General features: G+C 48.3%; 22 protein-coding genes and 4 tRNA genes. 7 read left to right on the top strand and 19 right to left on the bottom strand.

The genetic code is table 11. The features are described from left to right. Positions 1-28: 28 nt before the first annotated feature. Positions 29-1,807 (top strand): M61 family metallopeptidase, encoded by a 1,779-nt coding sequence (locus tag CWE06_RS01935; RefSeq protein WP_198679009.1) that lies wholly within the window; start codon positions 29-31, stop codon positions 1,805-1,807. 26 nt (positions 1,808-1,833) lie between these two features. On the opposite strand, the gene CWE06_RS01930 is transcribed toward CWE06_RS01935, so the two are convergent. From CWE06_RS01930 to CWE06_RS01920, 3 genes are all read right to left on the bottom strand, one after another. After that, a complete protein-coding gene (locus CWE06_RS01930) occupies positions 1,834-2,670 on the bottom strand; it encodes a M23 family metallopeptidase (protein ID WP_126790636.1) in 837 nt (278 codons plus the stop codon). Beyond that, positions 2,663-3,541 carry a 6-carboxytetrahydropterin synthase gene (locus CWE06_RS01925; protein WP_126790634.1) on the bottom strand — a complete coding sequence of 293 codons (879 nt, stop codon included), beginning with the start codon at positions 3,539-3,541 and terminating at the stop codon, positions 2,663-2,665. The genes CWE06_RS01930 and CWE06_RS01925 overlap by 8 nt, the downstream gene beginning before the upstream one ends. Positions 3,542-3,602: 61 nt before the next feature. Further along, positions 3,603-4,265, bottom strand: coding sequence for a LysE family translocator (locus tag CWE06_RS01920; protein WP_126790632.1), 663 nt, complete (start codon positions 4,263-4,265; stop codon positions 3,603-3,605). Between the two features lie 127 nt (positions 4,266-4,392). Between CWE06_RS01920 and CWE06_RS01915 the strand changes: the two genes are divergently transcribed. Further along, on the top strand, positions 4,393-5,313 hold the full coding sequence (locus tag CWE06_RS01915; RefSeq protein ID WP_198679008.1) for a LysR family transcriptional regulator: 921 nt from the start codon (positions 4,393-4,395) through the stop codon (positions 5,311-5,313). Between the two features lie 5 nt (positions 5,314-5,318). On the opposite strand, the gene CWE06_RS01910 is transcribed toward CWE06_RS01915, so the two are convergent. The 9 genes from CWE06_RS01910 to CWE06_RS01870 form a co-directional block, all read right to left on the bottom strand. Then, positions 5,319-5,405: transfer RNA gene (locus CWE06_RS01910), tRNA-Leu, on the bottom strand. Positions 5,406-5,441: 36 nt separating this feature from the next. Then, a tRNA-Cys gene (locus tag CWE06_RS01905) sits at positions 5,442-5,515 on the bottom strand. 16 nt (positions 5,516-5,531) lie between these two features. Then, positions 5,532-5,607 (bottom strand) — tRNA-Gly (locus CWE06_RS01900). A 174-nt stretch (positions 5,608-5,781) separates the two neighbouring features. Beyond that, on the bottom strand, positions 5,782-6,330 hold the full coding sequence (gene pgsA, locus CWE06_RS01895) for a CDP-diacylglycerol--glycerol-3-phosphate 3-phosphatidyltransferase (RefSeq protein ID WP_126790628.1): 549 nt from the start codon (positions 6,328-6,330) through the stop codon (positions 5,782-5,784). Positions 6,331-6,381: 51 nt separating this feature from the next. Further along, the gene (uvrC, locus tag CWE06_RS01890) at positions 6,382-8,214 is read right to left on the bottom strand and encodes an excinuclease ABC subunit UvrC (RefSeq protein ID WP_126790626.1); all 1,833 of its coding nucleotides are present in this window, start codon (positions 8,212-8,214) and stop codon (positions 6,382-6,384) included. Positions 8,215-8,299: 85 nt separating this feature from the next. Then, positions 8,300-8,965, bottom strand: a complete 666-nt coding sequence (locus CWE06_RS01885; RefSeq protein ID WP_126790624.1) for a LuxR C-terminal-related transcriptional regulator — start codon at positions 8,963-8,965, stop codon at positions 8,300-8,302. A gap of 258 nt (positions 8,966-9,223) precedes the next feature. After that, positions 9,224-9,811 (bottom strand): CBS domain-containing protein, encoded by a 588-nt coding sequence (locus CWE06_RS01880; RefSeq protein WP_126790622.1) that lies wholly within the window; start codon positions 9,809-9,811, stop codon positions 9,224-9,226. A 44-nt stretch (positions 9,812-9,855) separates the two neighbouring features. Then, positions 9,856-10,158: a hypothetical protein gene (locus tag CWE06_RS01875; protein WP_126790620.1), complete on the bottom strand. Its 303-nt coding sequence runs from the start codon at positions 10,156-10,158 to the stop codon at positions 9,856-9,858. A gap of 123 nt (positions 10,159-10,281) precedes the next feature. After that, positions 10,282-10,373: transfer RNA gene (locus tag CWE06_RS01870), tRNA-Ser, on the bottom strand. Positions 10,374-10,712: 339 nt separating this feature from the next. On the opposite strand from CWE06_RS01870, the gene CWE06_RS01865 reads away from it, so the two are divergent. The 4 genes from CWE06_RS01865 (at position 10,713) to CWE06_RS01850 (ending at position 12,587) form a co-directional block, all read left to right on the top strand. Continuing rightward, on the top strand, positions 10,713-11,375 hold the full coding sequence (locus tag CWE06_RS01865) for a Bax inhibitor-1/YccA family protein (RefSeq protein WP_126790618.1): 663 nt from the start codon (positions 10,713-10,715) through the stop codon (positions 11,373-11,375). A gap of 99 nt (positions 11,376-11,474) precedes the next feature. Then, positions 11,475-11,888, top strand: a complete 414-nt coding sequence (locus CWE06_RS01860; protein ID WP_126790616.1) for a DsrE/DsrF/TusD sulfur relay family protein — start codon at positions 11,475-11,477, stop codon at positions 11,886-11,888. A gap of 13 nt (positions 11,889-11,901) precedes the next feature. Beyond that, positions 11,902-12,270, top strand: coding sequence for a DsrE family protein (locus CWE06_RS01855; protein WP_126790614.1), 369 nt, complete (start codon positions 11,902-11,904; stop codon positions 12,268-12,270). Next, entirely contained in the window at positions 12,258-12,587 is a 330-nt protein-coding gene (locus CWE06_RS01850) for a TusE/DsrC/DsvC family sulfur relay protein (RefSeq protein ID WP_126790612.1), read from the top strand. The genes CWE06_RS01855 and CWE06_RS01850 overlap by 13 nt, the downstream gene beginning before the upstream one ends. A gap of 68 nt (positions 12,588-12,655) precedes the next feature. Here CWE06_RS01850 and serS read toward each other — a convergent pair whose 3' ends face one another. The 7 genes from serS to lrp form a co-directional block, all read right to left on the bottom strand. After that, complete coding sequence (gene serS / locus CWE06_RS01845) at positions 12,656-13,948, bottom strand: serine--tRNA ligase (RefSeq protein ID WP_126790610.1); 1,293 nt, start codon at positions 13,946-13,948, stop codon at positions 12,656-12,658. An 18-nt stretch (positions 13,949-13,966) separates the two neighbouring features. Next, entirely contained in the window at positions 13,967-14,422 is a 456-nt protein-coding gene (locus CWE06_RS01840; RefSeq protein WP_126790609.1) for a fluoride efflux transporter FluC, read from the bottom strand. Then, a complete protein-coding gene (locus CWE06_RS01835) occupies positions 14,415-14,807 on the bottom strand; it encodes a fluoride efflux transporter FluC (RefSeq protein ID WP_126790607.1) in 393 nt (130 codons plus the stop codon). The genes CWE06_RS01840 and CWE06_RS01835 overlap by 8 nt, the downstream gene beginning before the upstream one ends. A gap of 84 nt (positions 14,808-14,891) precedes the next feature. Beyond that, on the bottom strand, positions 14,892-16,196 hold the full coding sequence (locus tag CWE06_RS01830; protein WP_126791501.1) for a replication-associated recombination protein A: 1,305 nt from the start codon (positions 16,194-16,196) through the stop codon (positions 14,892-14,894). Between the two features lie 29 nt (positions 16,197-16,225). Beyond that, complete coding sequence (gene lolA / locus CWE06_RS01825) at positions 16,226-16,888, bottom strand: outer membrane lipoprotein periplasmic chaperone LolA (protein WP_126790605.1); 663 nt, start codon at positions 16,886-16,888, stop codon at positions 16,226-16,228. Further along, positions 16,888-19,452 carry a DNA translocase FtsK gene (locus CWE06_RS01820; RefSeq protein WP_126790603.1) on the bottom strand — a complete coding sequence of 855 codons (2,565 nt, stop codon included), beginning with the start codon at positions 19,450-19,452 and terminating at the stop codon, positions 16,888-16,890. Before CWE06_RS01820 ends, lolA begins: the two co-directional genes overlap by 1 nt. Before the next feature lie 81 nt (positions 19,453-19,533). Beyond that, positions 19,534-20,016, bottom strand: coding sequence for a leucine-responsive transcriptional regulator Lrp (lrp, locus tag CWE06_RS01815; protein ID WP_126790596.1), 483 nt, complete (start codon positions 20,014-20,016; stop codon positions 19,534-19,536). 193 nt (positions 20,017-20,209) lie between these two features. Between lrp and ald the strand changes: the two genes are divergently transcribed. Continuing rightward, a complete protein-coding gene (ald, locus tag CWE06_RS01810) occupies positions 20,210-21,337 on the top strand; it encodes an alanine dehydrogenase (protein WP_126790595.1) in 1,128 nt (375 codons plus the stop codon).

Here is a 21,337-nt window from a genome sequence, read left to right as displayed (position 1 = left end):
CCCATTCGAGATGTATGAGTGCTTGTGTATGCAACAATCTGTTCGCTATGAAATTTCTTGTGATCCTAACCAACACTATTTCTGTGTTCGCATGCAGCTGAGCAACGTTGCAGCCCCCTTACGACTGCGGCTCCCAGCGTGGTTACCCGGCAGCTATATGATACGAGATTTTGCAAAACACATCGTGGCTTTTTCGGCAGTTGGAACAAGCGGTGCGCTCGATTACATTCGTCCGGATAAAAACACGTGGGAGATTCGCCACCCCGATGAGCAAGTCACCATTGAATACAAGGTCTACGCCTTCGACTTGTCAGTTCGCACCGCCTGGCTCAATGACGAATTTGGCTTCTTTAATCCCAGTGCTGTCTGTTTAGAGTGTTTAAATTGGGACGGGCCATTGGAAGTCGAGTTAATTTTGCCGCCTGACTCTGATTGGTCCATAAGTACCGGATTAAAACGTGTTACGACGTTAACGCCGCAGCACCAGCGATTTTGTGCTGACGACTATGCCAGTTTAATTGACCATCCGTTCTTAATCGGCGAACTTGATGTGATTCCATTTCAAGTCAATAACATTGAACATGAACTCGTGCTTGCTGGTCGCCATTATGCCGACCGTGAACAAGTGGCCAACGATCTCACGGCGATTTGCCAACGCCAAATTGATTTTTTCCAAGGGCATGTGCCCTTTCATCACTATAAATTTCTGACCATGGTTGTCGGCGATGGGTTTGGCGGACTCGAACATCGCAACTCAACCGCCCTATTAACCTCGCGCCACAGCCTTGAGGCGCCCAAAGGCGCAGCAGCCCAGGCTAGTGCGGCGAATGACTACTTCACGTTCTTAAGTTTATGCAGTCACGAGTATTTTCATAGTTGGAACGTTAAGCAACTGCGTCCACGACGGTTCCACCCGTATCATTTACAAAGTGAACAATACACTGAGCAGTTATGGTTCTACGAAGGCGTTACGTCCTATTTGGACGACTTTTTCGTGCATCAAGCCGGTATCATGACTGCCGAGCAATTTCTCAATCGCACGAGTGAAACCTTAACTCGCGCTTTACGTGGTTTAGGGCCTTTAAGGCAATCGTTGACAGAGTCTAGTCAAACGACTTGGACGACCTTTTACCAACAAAATGAAAATAGCCAGAATGCGATTGTTAGTTATTACACCAAAGGCGCAGTCATTGCCTTACTTGCTGATTTAGCCATTCGTACAATAAGTGTGGATCGTCACAGCTTAGCTGATGTTATGAACTATTTGTATCATCGGCACGCAGCCACCGGTACCAGCCCAAAGGACTTAATCGCCGGTTTTGAGAAGTTTACCAACGCCGATTTTGCCGCAACGCTACAACATTGGTTACAGGCAAAACAGCCGCCTGAGCTTACTGAATGGTTTTCTGCCTTTGGGATTCAAGTGGAACCAGCCACGGCCGATCCACTCACGCTGCAACCGCAAACTAGCCAGCGAGAGCCGCGGTTACCTGTGAGTTTCGGTGCCGTGATGCAGGAGCAAGGAGGACGTTACGAGGTGGCTCGGATTTTTGAAGGGAGTGCGGCAGCGCAAGCGGGACTAAGCGTCAAAGATCGACTAGTGGCCATTGATGGCCTTGAGGCGAAGTCTACGAACGTTCAATACGCCATGCGGCGCGCAAGTCCTGGCGACAGCGTGCGCCTGCATGTCTTCACCCACGATCGCTTGCGCGAACTCACCTTAGTTTGGCAAGCCCCACCTGCGGATGGCTACAAACTTACCTTGCAGGACAAAAGCCTAGCGAAACGCTGGTTAAAATTAGACTGAAGAACGCCTGTTAGCAAGAGCCGCGTCTATTGACGCGGCGGAAGTAGTAGTTCAGGGTCAATGCGCACACCACCCCAATTCATACGCCAATCAAGGTGTGGGCCGGTTGCGCGACCGGTCGCACCAATCTCACCAATCAGATCTCCGGCTTGAATCTCATCCCCCACATTAACATGCAGCGCATGCAGGTGCAGAAAGCTCGAAAAAATATCGTGGCCATGGTCCACAATCAGCGTACCACCCGACAGCACCAAGTCCGGTTCAGCCAAGCGGACCACGCCTGCGGCAGGTGCATACACTGGCGTTCCGGTGACATTGGCAATATCTAAGCCCCAGTGCGGCGCACGAGGCTCACCGTTGAGAATTCGCTGGCTGCCGTAAACACCGGTAATGCGCCCTTCTGCTGGCCAAATCCATTCGCCATTAAAATCAGTGCGAGAACTGACAAGACTGCGAGCAGCACCAATTTTGCGGTTATCTTCAGCAATTCGCGCTTGCGTGTCTGGATCCGGTGTCACCGTTTGTTGCGGCAATCCATCAACACGCTGAATATCAAACTTGCGTGTGGTAATGGTAAACGTTTGTCGCCAGCGCTCACCACCTTTGCTGACCACTGCTAGTACGAGAGGCTCAACATCGTCACGACCAATACCGAACACGAAATAGCCCTCAGGGCTTACTTTCAACGGATTACCATTCAAACGTACTTCACTACCAGCGCTGGTTTTGCCAACAATCATAGCGCCTTGCACAAAATCGCCGCGTAGTTTTGGCTCTGCTGCGAATGCCTGTCCAATTGTGAGTGCGCAACAAAGAACAAGCACACTGAAAAGGCTTGTAACCCAATTCCCAAGTTTATGCATAGCCTATCGCTCCTTTACCAACCCCTTCGAACGCTATGACTTTAATGTCATGAGAAGGTTCTTGGTTTTTAATTTCTTTAGCAATGTATTCTGCAATACATTCAACCGTGGAATCAGCCGTCATCACTTCGTTTTCCGCTTTAGGCAATGCAAGTTCGAACACGCCCTGTTCGGCCAAATACGAGTAGCAGACATGTTGTGAATCGATTAGGTCTTGGGCGGCTGTACTCAAGGTCATGTGTTCTTTCGCAACCACGTCTTCTGCAGTGCCAATATAGATGTCCTGCCAGCGCCGCGACCAGCGTTGCTCCCAAGCTGGGCTGCGCATGCCATCGAGAAAGATTTGAATCGCCGAGCGGTGACCATGCGCGATGCGTTGGCAGTTGCCATCGTGCTTTTTTAAACCATGGGTGTAATGATAATAAAAGCTTGGTATTTCTTCCGCCCGCAAGTTGAGCTCAAGCCCTTTTACATTGGTCGGGAGTTCTTTTTTAATCACCGCATGCAAATACGCGACCGTAGCCGCCATATCGATTTCTGGGGCGTCAATAAACGCATAAGCATCGGCTGGACAAAACAAGTGGATCGAGTTTTGTGGCCGCACAAAATCAACCCAATAATGCGTTTCATTCTCGTGCTTGGTTACCAACGTATAAGGGTGCTCACTCGGCACAAGAAGTTTGTGGTCAACCGACTGGTCAATAATTGCTTTTATTTGTTTTTTAACCCGACCGAAATCCAAGACCATTGACTGGTCATTTAAGGAGCCGTCTAGCAAAATATCGACGATCCAGCTTTCCCCAACTATCCCACGTTGTGGGCACAGATATGAGAAATCGATAACGGTTAAATCTTTAACAAACAGCTGCATGCAATCGCCTATGACTCATTACGACAAGAATAAATTAGTAGAACCGCCGATTATAGCGCAATCAAAGCCCCTGCAGCCACATCCAAACGAGATTCATTGCTAATAACCATAGAATTCCGCCCATGATGCGGTCAAACCAATAGCCTTTTTTGAGTAAAGTTTGCCGAACGCGACTACGCCCCAATAAATAGCTGAGCGTGGCGAACCACGCAAAGGTGGCACAGGCTAAGTAAATACCATAGCCCGCTTTAACAGTGACTGGTGTCGTCGTCGCAATAATCGAAGTAAACAATGCCAGAAAGAACATCGTGGCTTTCACATTCAAACCGTTAGTGAAGAAACCTATCACTACAGCTCTGCGGGCTGATACTTCCGCTTCAAAGCCAGTCACTTCAATCTCGTTCGTTTCTGTGGGTGGCTGTGAGCGCATCGCTTGCCAACCGAGCCAAAAGAAATAACTTGCGGCGACTAACATTAACAGCTGGTACAGCCAAGGCGTTTGATGAATGACTAAAGCCAAACCGAGAATGGAATAGGTCACGTGCACCAAAATGCCTAGTGCAATGCCGAAACTGACCCATACTGCCACGCGGGTGCCATGCCGAATACTGTAGCGGCTTACCACAGCAAAGTCAGGGCCTGGGCTGGCAACTGCAAACGCATGAGCAATGGCCATGGCGATAAATTCGGCGGCATAGCGATTAGAGAATAATTCGTCAAACATACCTAAAGTCACTGATTAAAAGAGAGTTAATCCATTCTAAGGTTTATTCCACAGGCTGTGAACAACTTATTTGCTTCTTAAATAAGATTCATCTAAGATGATTTTAACTCAATACGGTGTAATAAATATGAATCCAAATTCTCTTCCCTCTTTAAATGCATTGCGCGTATTTGAAAGCGTCGCGCGTCTCGGTAGTTTCAAAGCTGCAGCCGCTGAACTTGGTGTCACGCAATCTGCCATTAGTCGCCAAATGACCACGCTCGAAGAGCAGCTCGGTGTGCGTCTTGTACAACGCGACAATCGCGTACACGCGCTAACGCCAGCGGGTGACGCGCTAGCATCTGACCTTTCTCGCGTATTCCGGCAAATCGAGCGCCTAGTTAAGCGCACTATGAAAAATGGCGACCATGCACGCCGGACTATCACACTCGGTATTAGTAGTGAATTACTGCGCTGGTGGTTAGGTCCTTTGCTAACTGAGTTCAATCAGCTCTACCCGCATTTGGAACTGCAATGCGTGCAGGTGCCAGAATACCTCAGTCGTCAGAACGAAGGCCCGCTAACCCACGAAATTCTCCATGGTGAGCTCGATGCCCTGCTCACGTTCAGTGCGCCGGCCCAGAAGGCTGTGGTGAATTGGCGACTAACGGAGCCGCGTTTAATTTTAATCCGCCCTGCTGCCGTTCCTGAGCCAACGAAAGACAACTTGAATGAATACAAGTTTGTAGCCGTTAATACGAACAAGGACTGGGACCGTTGGAATCGCGCTTATGAAAGCAAGATTAACAATGAGAACGTGCAGTTTGTAAATAACACGAGTATGGCGGTTGAGCTCGCGCAGTTCACCGGACGTTTAATGCTGTTACCTGAGTGCTATGCCAAAGCAGCAACTGAAGGTGACTTGGTGGAAGTGCCTGGTTTTAGCTTAGACGGTAAACATGGTTTGCATATTTCAGTGCGACGTGAGAGCCAACGTGAAATGGCCATTGTTGCATTAGTGAACTGGATGCGTCATGTGGTTGAAACGGTAGAGAAACAGAAGCGATAAAGAAATGGTGCCCGGGGCCGGACTCGAACCGGCACGACCGTTAAGTCGAGGGATTTTAAATCCCTTGTGTCTACCAATTTCACCACCCGGGCTTATTCGTAGGCACTATTTCTTATAGTGTTTTAAACTGGAGGCGGGTCCCGGAGTCGAACCGAGATCCACGGATTTGCAATCCGCTGCATAGCCATTCTGCCAACCCGCCTGGGTTGAATAAAGCTTGGAGCGGGAAACGAGACTCGAACTCGCGACCCCAACCTTGGCAAGGTTGTGCTCTACCAACTGAGCTATTCCCGCGTTTGCTTTATTGCTACCAGAGCGCTGCCCCAGTGGCTCGCCATTCTACCTACCCTTTTATTTCAGTCAACAGAAAATTTCGTTTTTTTGTTTGTTTGCTGATTTTTTAGCTAGTTTGCTGCATTCTCGATCAAAATGGGTCTGAAAATTCAGCAACATCAATCCAGTAGTTATTTAACTATCGTGAGTTAAGTCGGCCCACGCAGCCGTTAAATACAGGTACATCGACCAAAAAGTAAGAATTGCGGCGATGTATAAAGCAATCGTTCCTAATGCAATGACAAACGTATTCGCACTCCAAAGCAAGCCAGTTAACGCAACCATTTGTGCCGTTGTTTTAACTTTCCCAAGCGTTGATACGGCCACACTGTCACGTTTACCAATTTCGGCCATCCATTCACGCAACGCCGAAATAATCAGTTCACGGCTAATAATCACTAGCGCTGGAATCGTGATCCACAGCGTATTGTGGTACTCCACAACTGCAATTAACGCTGCCGCCACCATGATTTTATCGGCTACAGGGTCAAGAAACGCACCAAATTTCGTGTGTTGTTCAAGCTTGCGGGCAATGTAACCGTCTAAACCATCTGTGATTGCTGCGATGACAAACACCAACGCTGCATAAAAATGAGCATGTTCAATTGGCAAGTAGAAGACAACCAAGAACACCGGAATCAGCAATATCCGGAACGACGTCAAAAGATTTGGAATACTCCACATACTAAGTTTCTCATTGTTATCACGGTAGTCAGTTTTACAACTGTTGCGGAATCATTCATCACGCAAAGCATAGTAAATCGTTTCGGCCAGACTTCGGCTGATTCCTGGCACATTGGCAAGCTGTTCTATACTAGCGCTTTTTACTTGCTGTAATCCACCAAGATATTTCAATAAATTTTGCCGCCGTTTAGCGCCAACCGCCGGAATACTCTCAAGGCTCGACGTTTTTCGTGCTTTCGCGCGGCGTTGGCGGTGCCCGGTGATGGCAAAACGGTGCGCCTCATCACGTATGAACTGAATTAAATGCAAACCTGAATGGTCTGCAGGCAGCTGAATAGTTTTACGGCTATAGCCAAAGATCAAGGTTTCTAGCCCAGGACGACGACTTTCACCTTTGGCAACACCAAGTAAAATCGGTGGTTGTGGCCAGTCTTTAAAGTATGTCTCGGCTTGGGTTAGCTGCCCTTTGCCGCCATCAATCAATAACAAGTCAGGAACATTTTCTTTTTCAATGGCATTTTTATAGCGCTTTTCGAGTGCTTGCGCCATCGCGGCGTAATCGTCACCTGGTGTGATATCAGTAATATTATACCGGCGGTAATCGGCTTTGCGCGGACCTTGCGAGTCAAATACCACACATGACGCCACTGTTGCTTCGCCCATGGTATGGGAAATATCGAAGCATTCCATGCGCTCAATTGTTTTACTATCTGGCAGCACCTTTGCCAAAGCTCGCAGTCGCGTATCCATAGTTGATTGCAGACCAAGTTTACTTTGTACCGCGTTCATCGCATTTTTACCTGCTAACGCAAGATATTGCGCGCGCTCGCCTCGTTTAGGTTGAATAACCTTGCAGTTTACACCAAGCGCACTGCGCAGCTGCGTGGTTAGTTCGTCGGTAGCGAGCTTCAGCGACGGTACGAGAATCTCTGCCGGGATCCGTTCGCCATGGTTTTGATTCAAGTAGTATTGAACCAGAAACGACTCCATGATTTCTTCGTCTGAACTATGCTGAGGAACTTTCGGAAAGTAGCTACGACTGCCCTGCACTGCGTTTTGGCGCACTGTTAACAAGTGCACACAGGTGAAACCAGATTCCCGATAAAGGGCAATGGCGTCAAGCTCATGTTGGTTGCCGCTCACCGAGTTCTGTTCTTGTATCCGTCGTAATGCGGTGATTTGATCGCGATAGCGCGCCGCTTTTTCAAACTCAAGGGCCATGCTCGCGTTTTCCATTTTCCCGACGAGCGTGGTGATAACGTCCGAATTACGCCCTTTTAAAAATAATTTCGCTAAACGTACCTGCTCTTGATACTCCTGCTCATCGGCAATCCCGACACACGGCGCTAAACAGCGCTGCAACTGGTGTTGTAAGCATGGTCGACTGCGCGCTTTATAGTAGCTATCGTCACATTGGCGAACAGGAAACAGTTTTTGCACTAAACGTAAACTTTCACGCACTGCACCGCCATTTGGGAAGGGGCCGAAATACTCGCCCTTTTCTCGGCGTGCACCACGATGATATGCAATCCGCGGGTGCTCGTGAGCGCTGATAAAGATATATGGGTACGACTTGTCGTCGCGGAGAAGCACGTTGTAGCGTGGGAGGTGACTTTTAATAAAGCTATTTTCCAGAATTAACGCTTCGACCTCCGTATTCGTTACGGTCACGTCGATCCGATTAATTTGACTGACGAGCGCTTGCGTTTTAACTGAGTCGAGTTGTTTCCGGAAATAACTACTGACACGTTTTTTCAGGTCTTTTGCTTTACCCACATAAATAACCTCACCGTTGACGTCGTACATTCGGTATACGCCGGGTTGGTGGGTTAAATTGCGGATAAATTCTTGGGCGTTAAATGGCTCTACACTTGGTTCTTGCATATAACCGTGAACTAGTAACGTAAATCATAATCGTAAGACTACCAGAACACGGCTGCACTGTCTGCTAATGCTAACGTGGATTCAATCACGCTAGCAAAATAGCATCATCCCCATCGATTCCTGCTTCGATTAAACCGTACTTAATTGCAATATGCGCAAGCTGCACGTCACATGAGACATTCAACTTCCGATGCAGACGGTAACGGAATGTATTCACCGTTTTTCGTGAAATAAACAAATCTTTTGCGATTTGGCTAACCGACACGCCAGCTGTGACGAGTTGAAAAATCTCGCCCTCGCGGTTGGTTAAGCAATTCAAGATTGGATGTTCACTTACACTCTTACGATAACGTTTTACTGCTTGGTTGATCAAAAGCGGAACGTATGGCTTTCCTGCATAGGCCAAACGACAACCTTTGTTCACTTCAGCGACGGATGTTTCATTCAGAAAATAACCATGAATCGCTGACTTGTTCAGTTGGTACTGAATTGCAGTTCGCAACTTATCGCACCAAAGCAAAATTTTCAGCTTTGGATGGACTCGATGAAGCGCACGAACTAACGACTTAGTCTCGCCACCGGCGAAATTATCGTCAAGAATAACAATACGCGCACTGCGCTGTTCTGCTAACTCGAGTAAAGATTTTCGAGTCGGCCCAGGGACGTGAACATTCCAATTTAACTCTTTCAGTTCAGCGACAAGCCCTGAAGCGCGGATTCCCTGCGGTATTGCTACAATCACATCTTGCATAACAATTTCCTTGTTCCATATTTTTATTAGATTGCACGCAAGTCCCTCACGTGCATTGCTTTTTTATATTTTTTTTGAGACTTGGTCAACAAAAAATCACACCCAAATCACATACAATTCCAGTTACTGAATTGGAACACTCAAGTTAACAATAAAATCGATATTAGGAATAGCACAGTTCTTGTAATCTAAAACTGAAAACGGCTGAGCAAATCTGCCCAGCCGTTTTTGAATAGCTATAAAAGTGAGGTGTCGCGGTTATTCGATCGCGTCGCTGTGGTGCTTCAGATTAACTAACCGTGCGAAGCTTGTTGCCATTGGCGCGAAGCGTACGGATTCCCCAGTTTTTTCGGCGATTGTCAGCGCGCTCACAATGCCAACAATCCCTTCATCATTAGCAATCGTGAGAAAGCTTGTACCGGCCTGCTGCATCGTTACTGCAACATCGCCAATCATTGCTTGTAAGAATGATTGCTGGGAAACCTGGGGTAGTTCTTCTACCGCGGTCATTAACTCGAACACTTCGATGTCGTCATGCGCAAGTCGGAGATCTTTGGCAAGTTTAATTGCCCGACCACTGCTTAAATCAGCAAGCGCAACTACACCTAACAACTGCTGATGAGAATCGGTCACCCAAGCATAACGGCAGTGTGCTTTGCGCATCAGGCGTTCAGCGTCGGCAAGCGAGGTTGTGCTGTCCAATATTAAACTGCGCGGCGACTCGAGTGAATCGAAGACAGTGTATGCCGGCGCATGCCAGTCAAGCTGCACAGCGGTTAAAACTTTTTCGGTTGAAGAAATAAAACGTGGCGTCGTCTTTAACGCTAAAGCATGATAAGTAGACATAGTCGTTCTCCAAAAATCAAAAATTCAAGGGCAATTTTGTTGATTTAGGAGAGTTGCGGTGGCCCGCGAATTGTATTGTCAGAATACTGGTTATTCGCATAACCCGTGCTGGTTGTGAACAACTGGTCAACAACCACGGCAACACTTTTCCGCTCGCTCGCAGGTAAGGTTTCGTCGTAATCTTCAGTCTCTTGTTCACTCGGTGTAAAACATTCGCTCGTAAGCGCTGTGTGTAGTGCACTGAGTTGCTTGCCACCTACTTGTTCCCAGGCACTATCATGTGCTGCCGATGCCGAAGGCAATGACAACCAAGATAATAACGTAAGTAACAGTAAATGACGTGCCACAGGCGTATTCCTAAAATGGTTTACTCCCTTTTAAATACGCCCGTTGAAGACAAACTTCAAGTCCACAACGAAAATATATTTTACCCAAAGCAAAAACCCGCCACGAGGGCGGGTTCTTTAATTTGGCGGAGAGGGAGGGATTCGAACCCCCGGTAGGGATGAACCTACGCCTGATTTCAAGTCAGGTGCATTAAACCGAGCTCTGCCACCTCTCCGAGTTGTTCGCTGCGTGTATCGCTGCGAACGAGGCGAATATTACGGATCTGAATTCAGCTTGTAAAGTAAAAATTTCAATGAATTGGTTCGTTTGCTTTAATTTTATCCAAACCACCCCTTTTTTGCCCTTTCGCACACCGATTTTACTTGAACCCCACCCACGGTAATGCGGTATAGTAGAACTTATGCAAGGAATGATCGTCAAAGTAAGCAAATGAATTTTTTCAATTTGTGTTGCAACGAAGGTGCGGCGTTGATCGTCTCCTAATTATAAGGAGTACAAAGTCGTATCGCTCAAACACAAGTCGATCAGGTTATAACAACTGGAGAAACAACCTATGAACAACCCTACTGTGCATACAGCACGTGATACTCACGCCATTGAGGTGAATAAGGTATTACGCAATACGTATACACTACTCGCTATGACGCTCGCATTCAGTGCGGCAATGGCGGCTGTCTCAGGTATGCTGAACCTACCGCGTCCGGGCATTATTTTGATGCTCGCTGGTTTCTATGGTTTGCTATTTGCAATTCACAAAACTGCGAACAGCGCTATGGGGCTCGTGTTTACCTTTGCACTAACCGGTTTCATGGGGTACACCATTGGCCCAGTGCTAAATTACCTTGTGCAAAGTGGCGGCAGTGACATTGTCATGCTCGCAATGGGCGGCACGGCGTTAATTTTCTTCTCACTGTCTGGCTACATTCTCACCACAAAGAAAGACATGTCCTTCCTTGGTGGCATGATGGTGGCTGGTTTTGTTGTCATCATCGTGGCGTTTGTTGCGAACCTATTCCTCAACCTCCCTGCTCTGCATTTGGCTCTGAGCGCGATTTTCATTCTGTTCTCGGCCGGCGCTATTTTGATGCAGACGAGTGCAATCGTGAACGGTGGTGAGCGCAACTATATTTTGGCGACTGTCACGCTCTTCGTGTCGCTCTACAACATTTTCATTAGCTTGATTAATTTATTAAGTGCCTTTACTGGCGACGATTAATCATCACTCGGATACGACACAGTTTAAAACGCCTCGAAGTTACTCTCGGGGCGTTTTTCTATATACTAAGCGAAATTTAATTCAGCAGCAGAGAACCGTATGCAACCATCCGCAATCAGCAGCCAGCCCGCTGACAGCCCATCACAATCTTTTGTTGTGATGATTGAGCATGCGCCCACAAATACCGAATTGGGTTTACAGGCACTCGAGCAGGTGCGTAACCTCATCGCCGCCCAACATCGGATTGAACAGGTATTTTTCTACGCTGCGGGCGTACTCTACGCCAATTGTTTTCTCGAATTCCCTTCTGGGCTGCCGAACTTGCAACAAGAATGGTTACAGTTATCAGAGCAGCACGGTTTCCCTCTTGTCGTTTGTGCGACTGTCGGCAGCCAGTATGGAGTTAACGCACTACCGCTACCGGACGGAAACTTGCAAGCGGGGTTTGCGGCCGGCGGTCTCGCTGAATTTATCAGCACATTAAGTTCTGCTGATCAATTTGTGCAGCTGTAACGGAGGCTTGAACATGGCAAAGATTGCGTTTGTATTTAATCAGCTTCCCTTGCACGCCAGTGCCCGTCAAGGTTTAGACATGTTGATGATGGCGGTCTCTTTAGACCAAGCTTGTGTGGCCTGTTATGAAGGTAACGCGGTTTGGCAGCTGGTACCCGTTGCTGATGGACAACCGGATCCATTGAAGAAAATCCAAATGCTGCCCGATCTTTTCGATTTTACTGACTTTTACGTCTGTGCCGAAAGTCTTGCACAAGCCGAACTCAATGCCGCGGACTTACGGGTGCCTGTCCAGATTGTGCCGCGGTCGGAGTTGAACCAAATTCTATCGGCCAGTCAGCACTTAATTCGATTTAACCAGAGTGACCTATGTTTGAAGTAAATGGCGTCCAGTACGCAACCGATAAACACGAATATCTTGCCGAATTTGACCTATGGAACGAGGAACTCGCGCAACACATTGCTGAGCTGGAAAACATTCAAATGACCGCCGATCACTGGGAAGTCGTTCACTTCGTTCGCGAATTCTACCGTACCTACGACACCTCACCAGCCATGCGTGTTTTGGTTAAAGCCGTAGCGAAATCGCTTGGTGAAGAAAAAGGCAACAGCCGCTATCTGTACCGCTTATTTCCCAAAGGCCCAGCAAAGCAAGCAACACGAATTGCAGGCTTACCCAAACCAGCTAAATGCATATAAAAAAACCGTTGCAGCGAACAATACTGCAACGGTTCTTGTGATCGGACACTAGAATGAATTGGTCATGGTTAGTTGGTTAAACTTTCCACGCCATTCATGTATGGCCGTAATACGTCTGGAACCACCACAGAGCCATCCGCTTGCTGGTAATTCTCAAGAATCGCAACCAAAGTGCGGCCAACAGCTAAACCTGAGCCATTCAAGGTATGCACAAGCTCTGGCTTCTTTGCGCCCTTACGACGGAAACGTGCTTGCATACGGCGTGCTTGGAAGTCACCCATGTTTGAACATGAGCTAATTTCGCGGTACGTGTTTTGCGCCGGCAACCAAACTTCTAAATCGTACGTTTTACAGGCACCGAAACCCATATCGCCAGTACATAACAACACCTTGCGATACGGCAACTCGAGTAGTTGCAGAACTTTCTCAGCATGCGCCGTAAGTTCTTCGAGAGCAGCCATCGAGTCTTCTGGCTTGCTAATATGTACAAGCTCAACTTTGTCGAACTGATGTTGACGAATCAATCCACGCGTGTCGCGACCGTGTGAACCCGCTTCGCTGCGAAAACATGGTGTGTGGGCGGTTAACTTAATCGGCAATTCTGCTTCGTCATAAATTTCATCGCGAGCAAGGTTCGTCAACGGAACTTCGGCGGTTGGAATCAATGACAGGGCCACAGCATCTTGGCTTTCGCCTTCAACATGGAACAGGTCTTTACCAAACTTAGGTAACTGCCCAGTCCCATAGAGACTGTCGTGATTGACTAAATAAGGCACGTAGGTTTCTGCATAACCATGTTGATCACTATGTAAGTCAAGCATGAACTGGGTCAACGCACGGTGCATACGGGCAATGCCACCCTTCATAACGACAAATCGTGCGCCAGTTAACTTGGCCGCCTGTTCAAAGTCTAAACCATTATTGAGTCCAATCGCGACATCGACATGATCTTGAACATCGAAATCAAAAACCCGTGGTGTACCAAAGCGGCTGACTTCGACATTATCGTCCTCACTTTCACCAAACGGCACTTCCTCAGCTGGAATGTTCGGCACCCCTGCAATAATACTTTGCAGTTCGTCTTGAATCTGTTGCAGTTCGGTTTTGGCTGCCTCTAACTGTTCACCAAGCGAACCTACTTCGGCAAGCATCGGTTCAATATCTTCGCCACGAGCTTTCGCTTGGCCAATCGATTTAGCACGAGAATTGCGTTCACTTTGCAAGCTTTCCGTTTTAACTTGAATTTCTTTACGACGAGCTTCGAGCGCTTTCAACGTTGCGACGTCTAAGCTAAAGCCCCGACGTTTCAACTGCACTGCGGTTTCTTCAATTCCATCTCGAAAATGCTTCGCATCTAACATGCACAACTCTCTCTATAATTAAGCGGTCGGCGAACCTGTTCGCCAACGATAAAACCAAAAGCCACAGCCGACGGCCAGCAGACCGAAAATAATCGACCCGGCGATATAAACCAAGCTATAGATTGCCTGAAACTCAACCCATACATTCATAATCTGATAGGTAAACGCAGAAAAGCTAGTCAGTGCGCTAAACACACCGGCCGAAAGAAATAGAAACCCTGTTTCCATCTTGATACTCAAGCGTTCTTCGGTTAAGCCGCGTTTAGCCACCACCAAACCCAAACCAAAACTGCCTAATATGTTAACGGTCAGCGTGGCAAAAGTGAAATAAACAAATTGATTTTCTTCGCGGCTCGCCAACAGAAACAACTGCCCGCTAGCTTCACGCAATACCGCACCGAGTGCGCCACCAATAGCAACGGCCAAAGTGAAACGCCAGAATATAAAACCCGAACGCATGGAAAAGTTAGCCATAGAACCAAACCCCGCCAATGATATAGCCAAGAATAAGTCCGATGACTGTTAGTAACACCGAGCTAATGAGGTAGCTCATTGCAACCCAGAAGCGTGACTGCAGCAAGGTTCTCAGTTCCAAGGCAAAGGTCGCAAAGGTCGTAAAGCCACCGAGGAACCCAACTTCGAAAAAAGAAAAATAATGACGTGCAGAACCGGCTAGCTCGAACTCGTCAAGGTTAAAACTGAGGGCAACCATGACGACCCCGAGTAGCAGCGCACCGAGTACGTTCACCAACAAGGTACCATACATGCTCGTGCCGCAACGCCACGCCGATAGCCGAGTCAGCCAAAAGCGCAAAACGGAGCCAAGTGCACCGCCAAGGGCAACAAGTATCCAACTCATAAATCGATATATCCTAAGGTCGACATATTCTGCTTGGACGTACGTGCAGTGCGCATTCTCTTCGCCGCAGCACGCGAGCTTTTATTATTTCTTATAACGTTGCCAAGCACTGCTGGCATTCGTTTGCTCTAAAAACTCGAGCTTTTCTTTAATTTTGATTTCTAACCCACGTGCTTCGGGTTGATAAAAGCGTTGTTCTGCGAGCTCTGGTGGTAAATAGGCTTCGCCAGCAACATACGCATTTTCGTAATCGTGAGCGTAACGATAATCAGCACCAAATCCTTCCTGCTTGTGAACCGTCGTTGGCGCATTACGCAAGTGCTCGGGCACCGCATAAGACGGCCCCTCTTTAGCCAATTGCAACATGCTATTAAATGCCCGGTAGACCGCATTACTTTTCGCTGCACTAGCGCAATACAAGGTCGCTTGGGCAATTGCTCGCTCGCCCTCAGCTGGACCGACTCGATGGTACGTGTCCCAGGCGTTTAGGGCGATTTGCAAAGCCCGTGGGTCAGCATTACCAATATCTTCGGAAGCAATGGCCAATAACCGCCGTGCGACAATCAGCGGATCGCCGCCGCCAGCTAAAATTCGACAGTACCAGTACAAGGCACCATCTGGCGACGAACCTCGTACCGACTTATGAAATGCAGAAAGTAAATCGTAATACAGATCACCTTTGTTATCGAAGGCGGTACTTGTTTGACCGGTCGCAGCAATCACAGTGTCAGGATCAATTTCGTCGCCATCAGCAACAAAATCAGCAGCGATTTCTAAGCTGTTCAATAACCGTCGTGCGTCTCCCGCGGCAGCTTGTAATAACGCTTGCTTAGCTGCTGGGCTTAAGCGCAGTTGGCGCTGTCCTAAACCGCGTTCATTGTCGGTTAATGCTTGTGTGATTAATTGTTCAAGGTCTGCTTCCGTTAGCGCTTGTAGACGATAGGTACGCGCTCGTGACAATAACGCGTTATTCAGTGCGAATCCGGGATTCTCAGTCGTTGCACCAACAAAGATGACTGTGCCGTCTTCAATATGGGGGAGAAATGCGTCCTGCTGGCTCTTGTTGAACCGATGCACCTCATCGACAAATAAGAGCGTCTTTTGCCGAAATAAACCATCACCTGCGCGGGCTTTTGCTGCGTCGATGGCAGCACGAATTTCCTTCACACCCGAAGTGACAGCTGAAACGCGTTCGACATGGGCATCGGCAGCCGCAGCCATTAATTCGGCTAGCGTGGTTTTCCCTGTGCCGGGTGGTCCCCATAAGACCATAGAATGCAAATGCCCTCGCGCAAGAGCTTTGCGCAAGGGCTTGTCGGGGCCGAGAATATGTTGTTGGCCAACATACTCATCGAGGTTTCGAGGCCGCAGGCGGGCAGCCAGCGGCATAAAATCATTCAAGACTCTTACCTTATCGACTAACGTTGATCATCAATATCGGTTCCGTCTGGCAACTCGAGCGCAAACGTAGTTGCTGCCACGGTCTGATTAAAACGTACGTTGGACAACTGAAAAATACTTTCTTGTCCGTGTGCATCCTTCAGGCGCAATTCTGTTAAGCCGAATTCACTGGCACTATTAAGACTAAACACTAGCTCCAGTATTGAACCGCCGAAATCACTTTGTTCGTCTTTAATGGTCCACGTTTGGCGTTCAGCGTTGGTGTGCAATGACACATCGAAGGCCTGCCAATTCTGTTGATCGTTCTCCAGCAATAACAACAGTGGATTTGACTGCATCGCTTCAGCTTGTTTGAACAGCGTGACTTGTTCAATGAACGGGTTGTAATACCACAGCGTTTCGCCATCAGCGACCATCACTGACGCTTCGGGTTCTGCAGTTACCCAACGCAAGCGCGCTGGGCGTTCAAGAACGAAGTCTCCTTCGAGCTCTTGTAATAAATAGCCATCTTCGTAAATCGCTTGCGTGAACTGCCCTTGCAGGCTGCGCAAATCCGCTAAACGGCTTTGCAACTTTTCTGCGGCTGACGGCTCTGTCGCAATGTCCCCCGCATTCGCATCCGCACTCCAACTCAACGCCAAACAACTGGTAACTACAAGTAATTTAACAATCCGATACATCAATAATCCCTCGGTGGTTTTGCCGCCAATACTTCGCGAGCACCATTGTGCCCTGCTGCAGATACGACACCAGAAATCTCCATTTGTTCGACAATCCGAGCTGCACGATTGTAGCCAATTCGGAACTTACGTTGAATACTCGACACCGACACCCGTCCGGCTTCCGTTACAAACGCGACGGCTTCGTCATACAGCGGGTCGGACTCACCGTCTTCGTCACCGCTCTCGCCAGGTAATAACCCTTCTTCGCCTTGATCACCACTAAGAATCTCATCCAAATACTGCGGTGCGCCGCGTTGTTTCCAATCGGCAACAACAGCGTGCACTTCATGGTCATCAACAAAGGCCCCATGCACACGCACCGGCACTCCAGAACCTGGCGGCATGTAGAGCATGTCACCCTGCCCCAATAAATGTTCTGCGCCACTTTGGTCGAGAATGGTTCGTGAATCAATTTTTGACGACACTTGGAAGGAAATCCGAGTCGGAATATTGGCCTTAATTAAACCAGTAATGACATCGACAGACGGCCGCTGTGTTGCGAGTATCAAGTGAATCCCAGCTGCACGAGCCTTCTGCGCAATGCGAGCAATCAATTCTTCAACTTTTTTACCAACAATCATCATCATGTCGGCAAGTTCATCGACGACAACAACGATATACGGCAGTTTACCTAGTTCCGGTGGACGTTGATCCATCGAATCACCGGGTTTCCAAATTGGGTCGCGCAGCGGCTCGCCAGCGGCAATTGCGTCCTCAACTTTCTGGTTGTAGCCCTTCAAGTTACGAACACCGAGCGCCGACATGAGTTTATAACGGCGTTCCATTTCACCAACACACCAACGCAAGGCATTTGCTGCGTCTTTCATGTCGGTCACGACTTCAGTCAACAAGTGTGGGATGCCATCATAGACAGATAACTCGAGCATTTTCGGGTCAATCATGATCATACGCACGTCTTCTGGCTGTGACTTATACAGCATGCTCAGAATCATGACGTTGATCCCAACCGACTTCCCTGAGCCTGTGGTCCCTGCGACCAATAAGTGCGGCATTTTTGCTAAGTCAACGGTGACCGGTTTACCCGCGATATCTTTACCTAACACCATACTTAACGGTGAACCCGATTTAGCAAAGCTTTCGCTTTCGAGAACTTCGCTCAGGCGCACAATTTCGCGGTGTTTGTTCGGCAGTTCAAGGCCAACATATGACTTGCCCGGAATCACTTCAACCACGCGCACGGCAATCGCCGACAGTGAACGGGCAATATCTTTCGACAAGTTAGAAATTTTACTGACTTTTACGCCCGGTGCTAAATCTAGTTCGAAGCGCGTGACGACCGGACCCGGCTGCACGCCTGCGACCTGAACATCGACGCCAAAATCTTTCAGTACCGATTCAACGGTGCGACTTACTTCATCGAGCTCGGCTTGGCTAATCGGATTCGTTGCACTATGGGCGCGGTCAAGTAACGCTAACGAAGGTAGCTCGCTCACCCATTTCGCATTTGAGCCTTGGTTTTGCACATTGCTGTTGCTTGGTGCGGCTTTGCTTGCCGACGGCTTCGCTGCGGCGGCAGACGATTTTGCCACAGCTGTTTTCGCTGCCGCACTCACAGGTTCTGGTTCATCGTCAAAATCTGCAAGCAAATCCGCATCGGAGAAGTTATCAAAGTCATCGCGTGTGGACAGCGATGGCAAGTCATCGAGTTCGTCAGCGAGGTGCGGTTCACTAATTGGCAGCTCGTCCCACGGCGGCGTTTCATCATCGCTACGACGAGCTTTGGCAACAACCGGCTTTTCTTTACGTGCAAACAAACCCGTTACTTTACCCCACCAAGAGGCTTTATTCGTGGCATGTGTAAGGTCATGCTTGCCAGCGCTACTTGTCTCCTGCTTAGGTCGTGCTCGCGAGTCTCCACTGTCCGAATTCGAGCCTGCTTTCGCTGATTTCGCTGCGGCTTTCTGAGCACCTTTGGTGTGACCGTTTGAGCGCAGTGGTTTAGCCACCCAAAGTGCGCCTTGAATTGCACCGGCCCCCAATTTCTCAACCACTTGAATCCAGGATAAACCAGTAATTAAGGTAATTCCGGTAAGCACAAAGGTCAGCAGTAATAAGGTCGTACCGCCTAAATTGAAATATGGCAACATGGCCGCAGTGACCACACTGCCAACTAGACCACCAGCAGGAAAGTAATAAATATCGGCAAAATTGAGGGCAGCAATACCGGTAGCCCCCACAAGAAACATCAGAACCCCGAGGATTCGCAGCCCTAATGTTAGGTAGTCAACACTCAGCAGACGACGCGGGCGATGAAAAACAATATAGCCAAAGCCCACAACCACGAAAGGAATTGAATAGGCTAATGCGCCAAAACAAAATAATAAGATGTCGGCAAACCACGCGCCGATGACACCCGCTGTATTTTGTATCTCTTGGGTGTAGCCGGTTTGTGACCAGCTTGGATCGGCTGGATCAAAGGTCAATAAAGCCGTCAGCAGAAATATCGCCAACGCGCCGCATAGAATTAAGCCTGCTTCGAGCAGTCGCTGCAAACCAGTCATAACGCTCCAATCTTATTGTTTATTGTTATCCAATGAGAATAACACATCATTGTTCATCGCAAAGTAGAAAAGTCACTCAAATTAGCCTTTTATAACCACTTTGTTGTCTTGCTTTACAGCTTCCATAACAACGTAAGTTCGGCTTTCATTCACACCGGGCATATTCAATAGCGTCTCTCCGAGTAACTTCCGATAAGCGGCCATATCTGCCACCCTTGCTTTCAAAAGGAAATCAAAATCGCCGGAAACCAAATGACATTCGAGAATTTCATCGGTTTTTCGCGCTGCGGCGCTAAACTCAGCAAATACATCGGAAGACGTTTTGCTGAGTGTGATTTCCACGAACACCAGCAGCGGTGAGCCCAACTTATCGGGATCGATACGTGCATGATACCCTTTTATAACGCCATTTTTTTCAAGTTTACGAACTCTTTCCAAACACGGTGTCGGACTCAAGCCGACTTCACGGGCAAGTTGGACATTCGATATTCGCCCACGATCTTGCAGAATTCGCAATATTTTCCGGTCAAGTCGATCGATAGTTAGTTTAGCTTCTTCAGTCATGATTCTTCGATACTTTATGCTATGGATTATTTAAATTGTAGACGTTTATTCTTTTTTAAGCCACCAAAAAAGTCAGTAACGCCTGCAATTCTTAAGCTATACTTTGCCGCACATTTAGTTCTCTGCGGTTGAATTGGCAACGCCTCGCGGCACTAGAAAAACTGCAGCTTTTCGGCAATTTGAGGTTTTCATTATGTTAATCGGTGTACCAAAAGAAATTAAAAACCATGAGTATCGCATTGGTTTAACGCCAGCAGCCGTGCGTGAGTATATTGCTCACGGTCACCAAGTCATGGTTCAGCGCGACGGCGGTGTTGCTATCGGCTTTACCAACGAAGATTACGAAGCGGCAGGCGCTCGGATTGTCGATACACCGGAAGAAATCTTCGCTAGCGCAGATATGATTGTGAAAGTAAAAGAGCCGCAGCCAGGCGAATGTAAACAGCTGCGTGAAGGTCAAATCCTCTACACTTACTTGCACTTGGCACCCGATCCAGAGCAAACGCGCTTACTCGCAGAAGCTGGCGTTTCAGCAATCGCTTATGAAACCGTCACCGACAACCGCGGTGGTTTACCACTGTTAGCGCCTATGAGTGAAGTTGCAGGTCGCATGGCAATTCAAGCCGGCGCTCATAACCTCGAGAAAGCGCACGGTGGCAGCGGTACCCTGCTCGGTGGTGTTCCGGGTGTTGCACCAGGAAAAGTATTGGTAATCGGTGGTGGTGTCGTGGGCACTCAAGCTGCAAAAATGGCTGTTGGTTTAGGTGCTGATGTCACGATCCTTGATCGTTCATTACCACGCTTACGCGAATTGGACGATATCTTCATGGGACGCGTCAAAACTGTCTATTCGACTGTTGATGCCATTGATGCCTATTCACGCGAAGCGGACTTAGTTGTCGGCGCAGTCCTGATTCCAGGCGCTGCTGCACCGAAACTATTAACCCGTGAGCACATCAAAAACATGAAGCCGGGTTCAGTCCTCGTTGACGTTGCGATTGACCAAGGTGGTTGTTTCGAAACTTCAAAAGCGACGACTCACCAAGACCCAACCTACGTCGTTGACGACGTCGTGCACTATTGTGTCGCGAATATGCCAGGTGGTGTTGCTCGTACCTCGACAATCGCCTTGAATAACGCAACGTTACCGTATGGTATTGCGCTGGCAAACAAAGGGTTGGCGGCAATGGAAAGCGACGCCAACTTGCGCAATGGTCTGAACATGCATAAGGGCTACATCACCTACAAAGCGGTTCATGACGACCTTGGTAAGCAACTTGGCTTAGATTACTTAGAGCCGCTTTCAGCGATTAAGCTGTAA

It is taken from the genome of Aliidiomarina haloalkalitolerans (genome assembly GCF_003987315.1).
In the GTDB taxonomy this organism is placed as follows: Bacteria; Pseudomonadota; Gammaproteobacteria; order Enterobacterales; family Alteromonadaceae; genus Aliidiomarina; species Aliidiomarina haloalkalitolerans.
The sequence above is the reverse complement of the archived record's forward strand: the minus strand, read 5'-3'. Positions and strand labels throughout refer to the sequence as shown.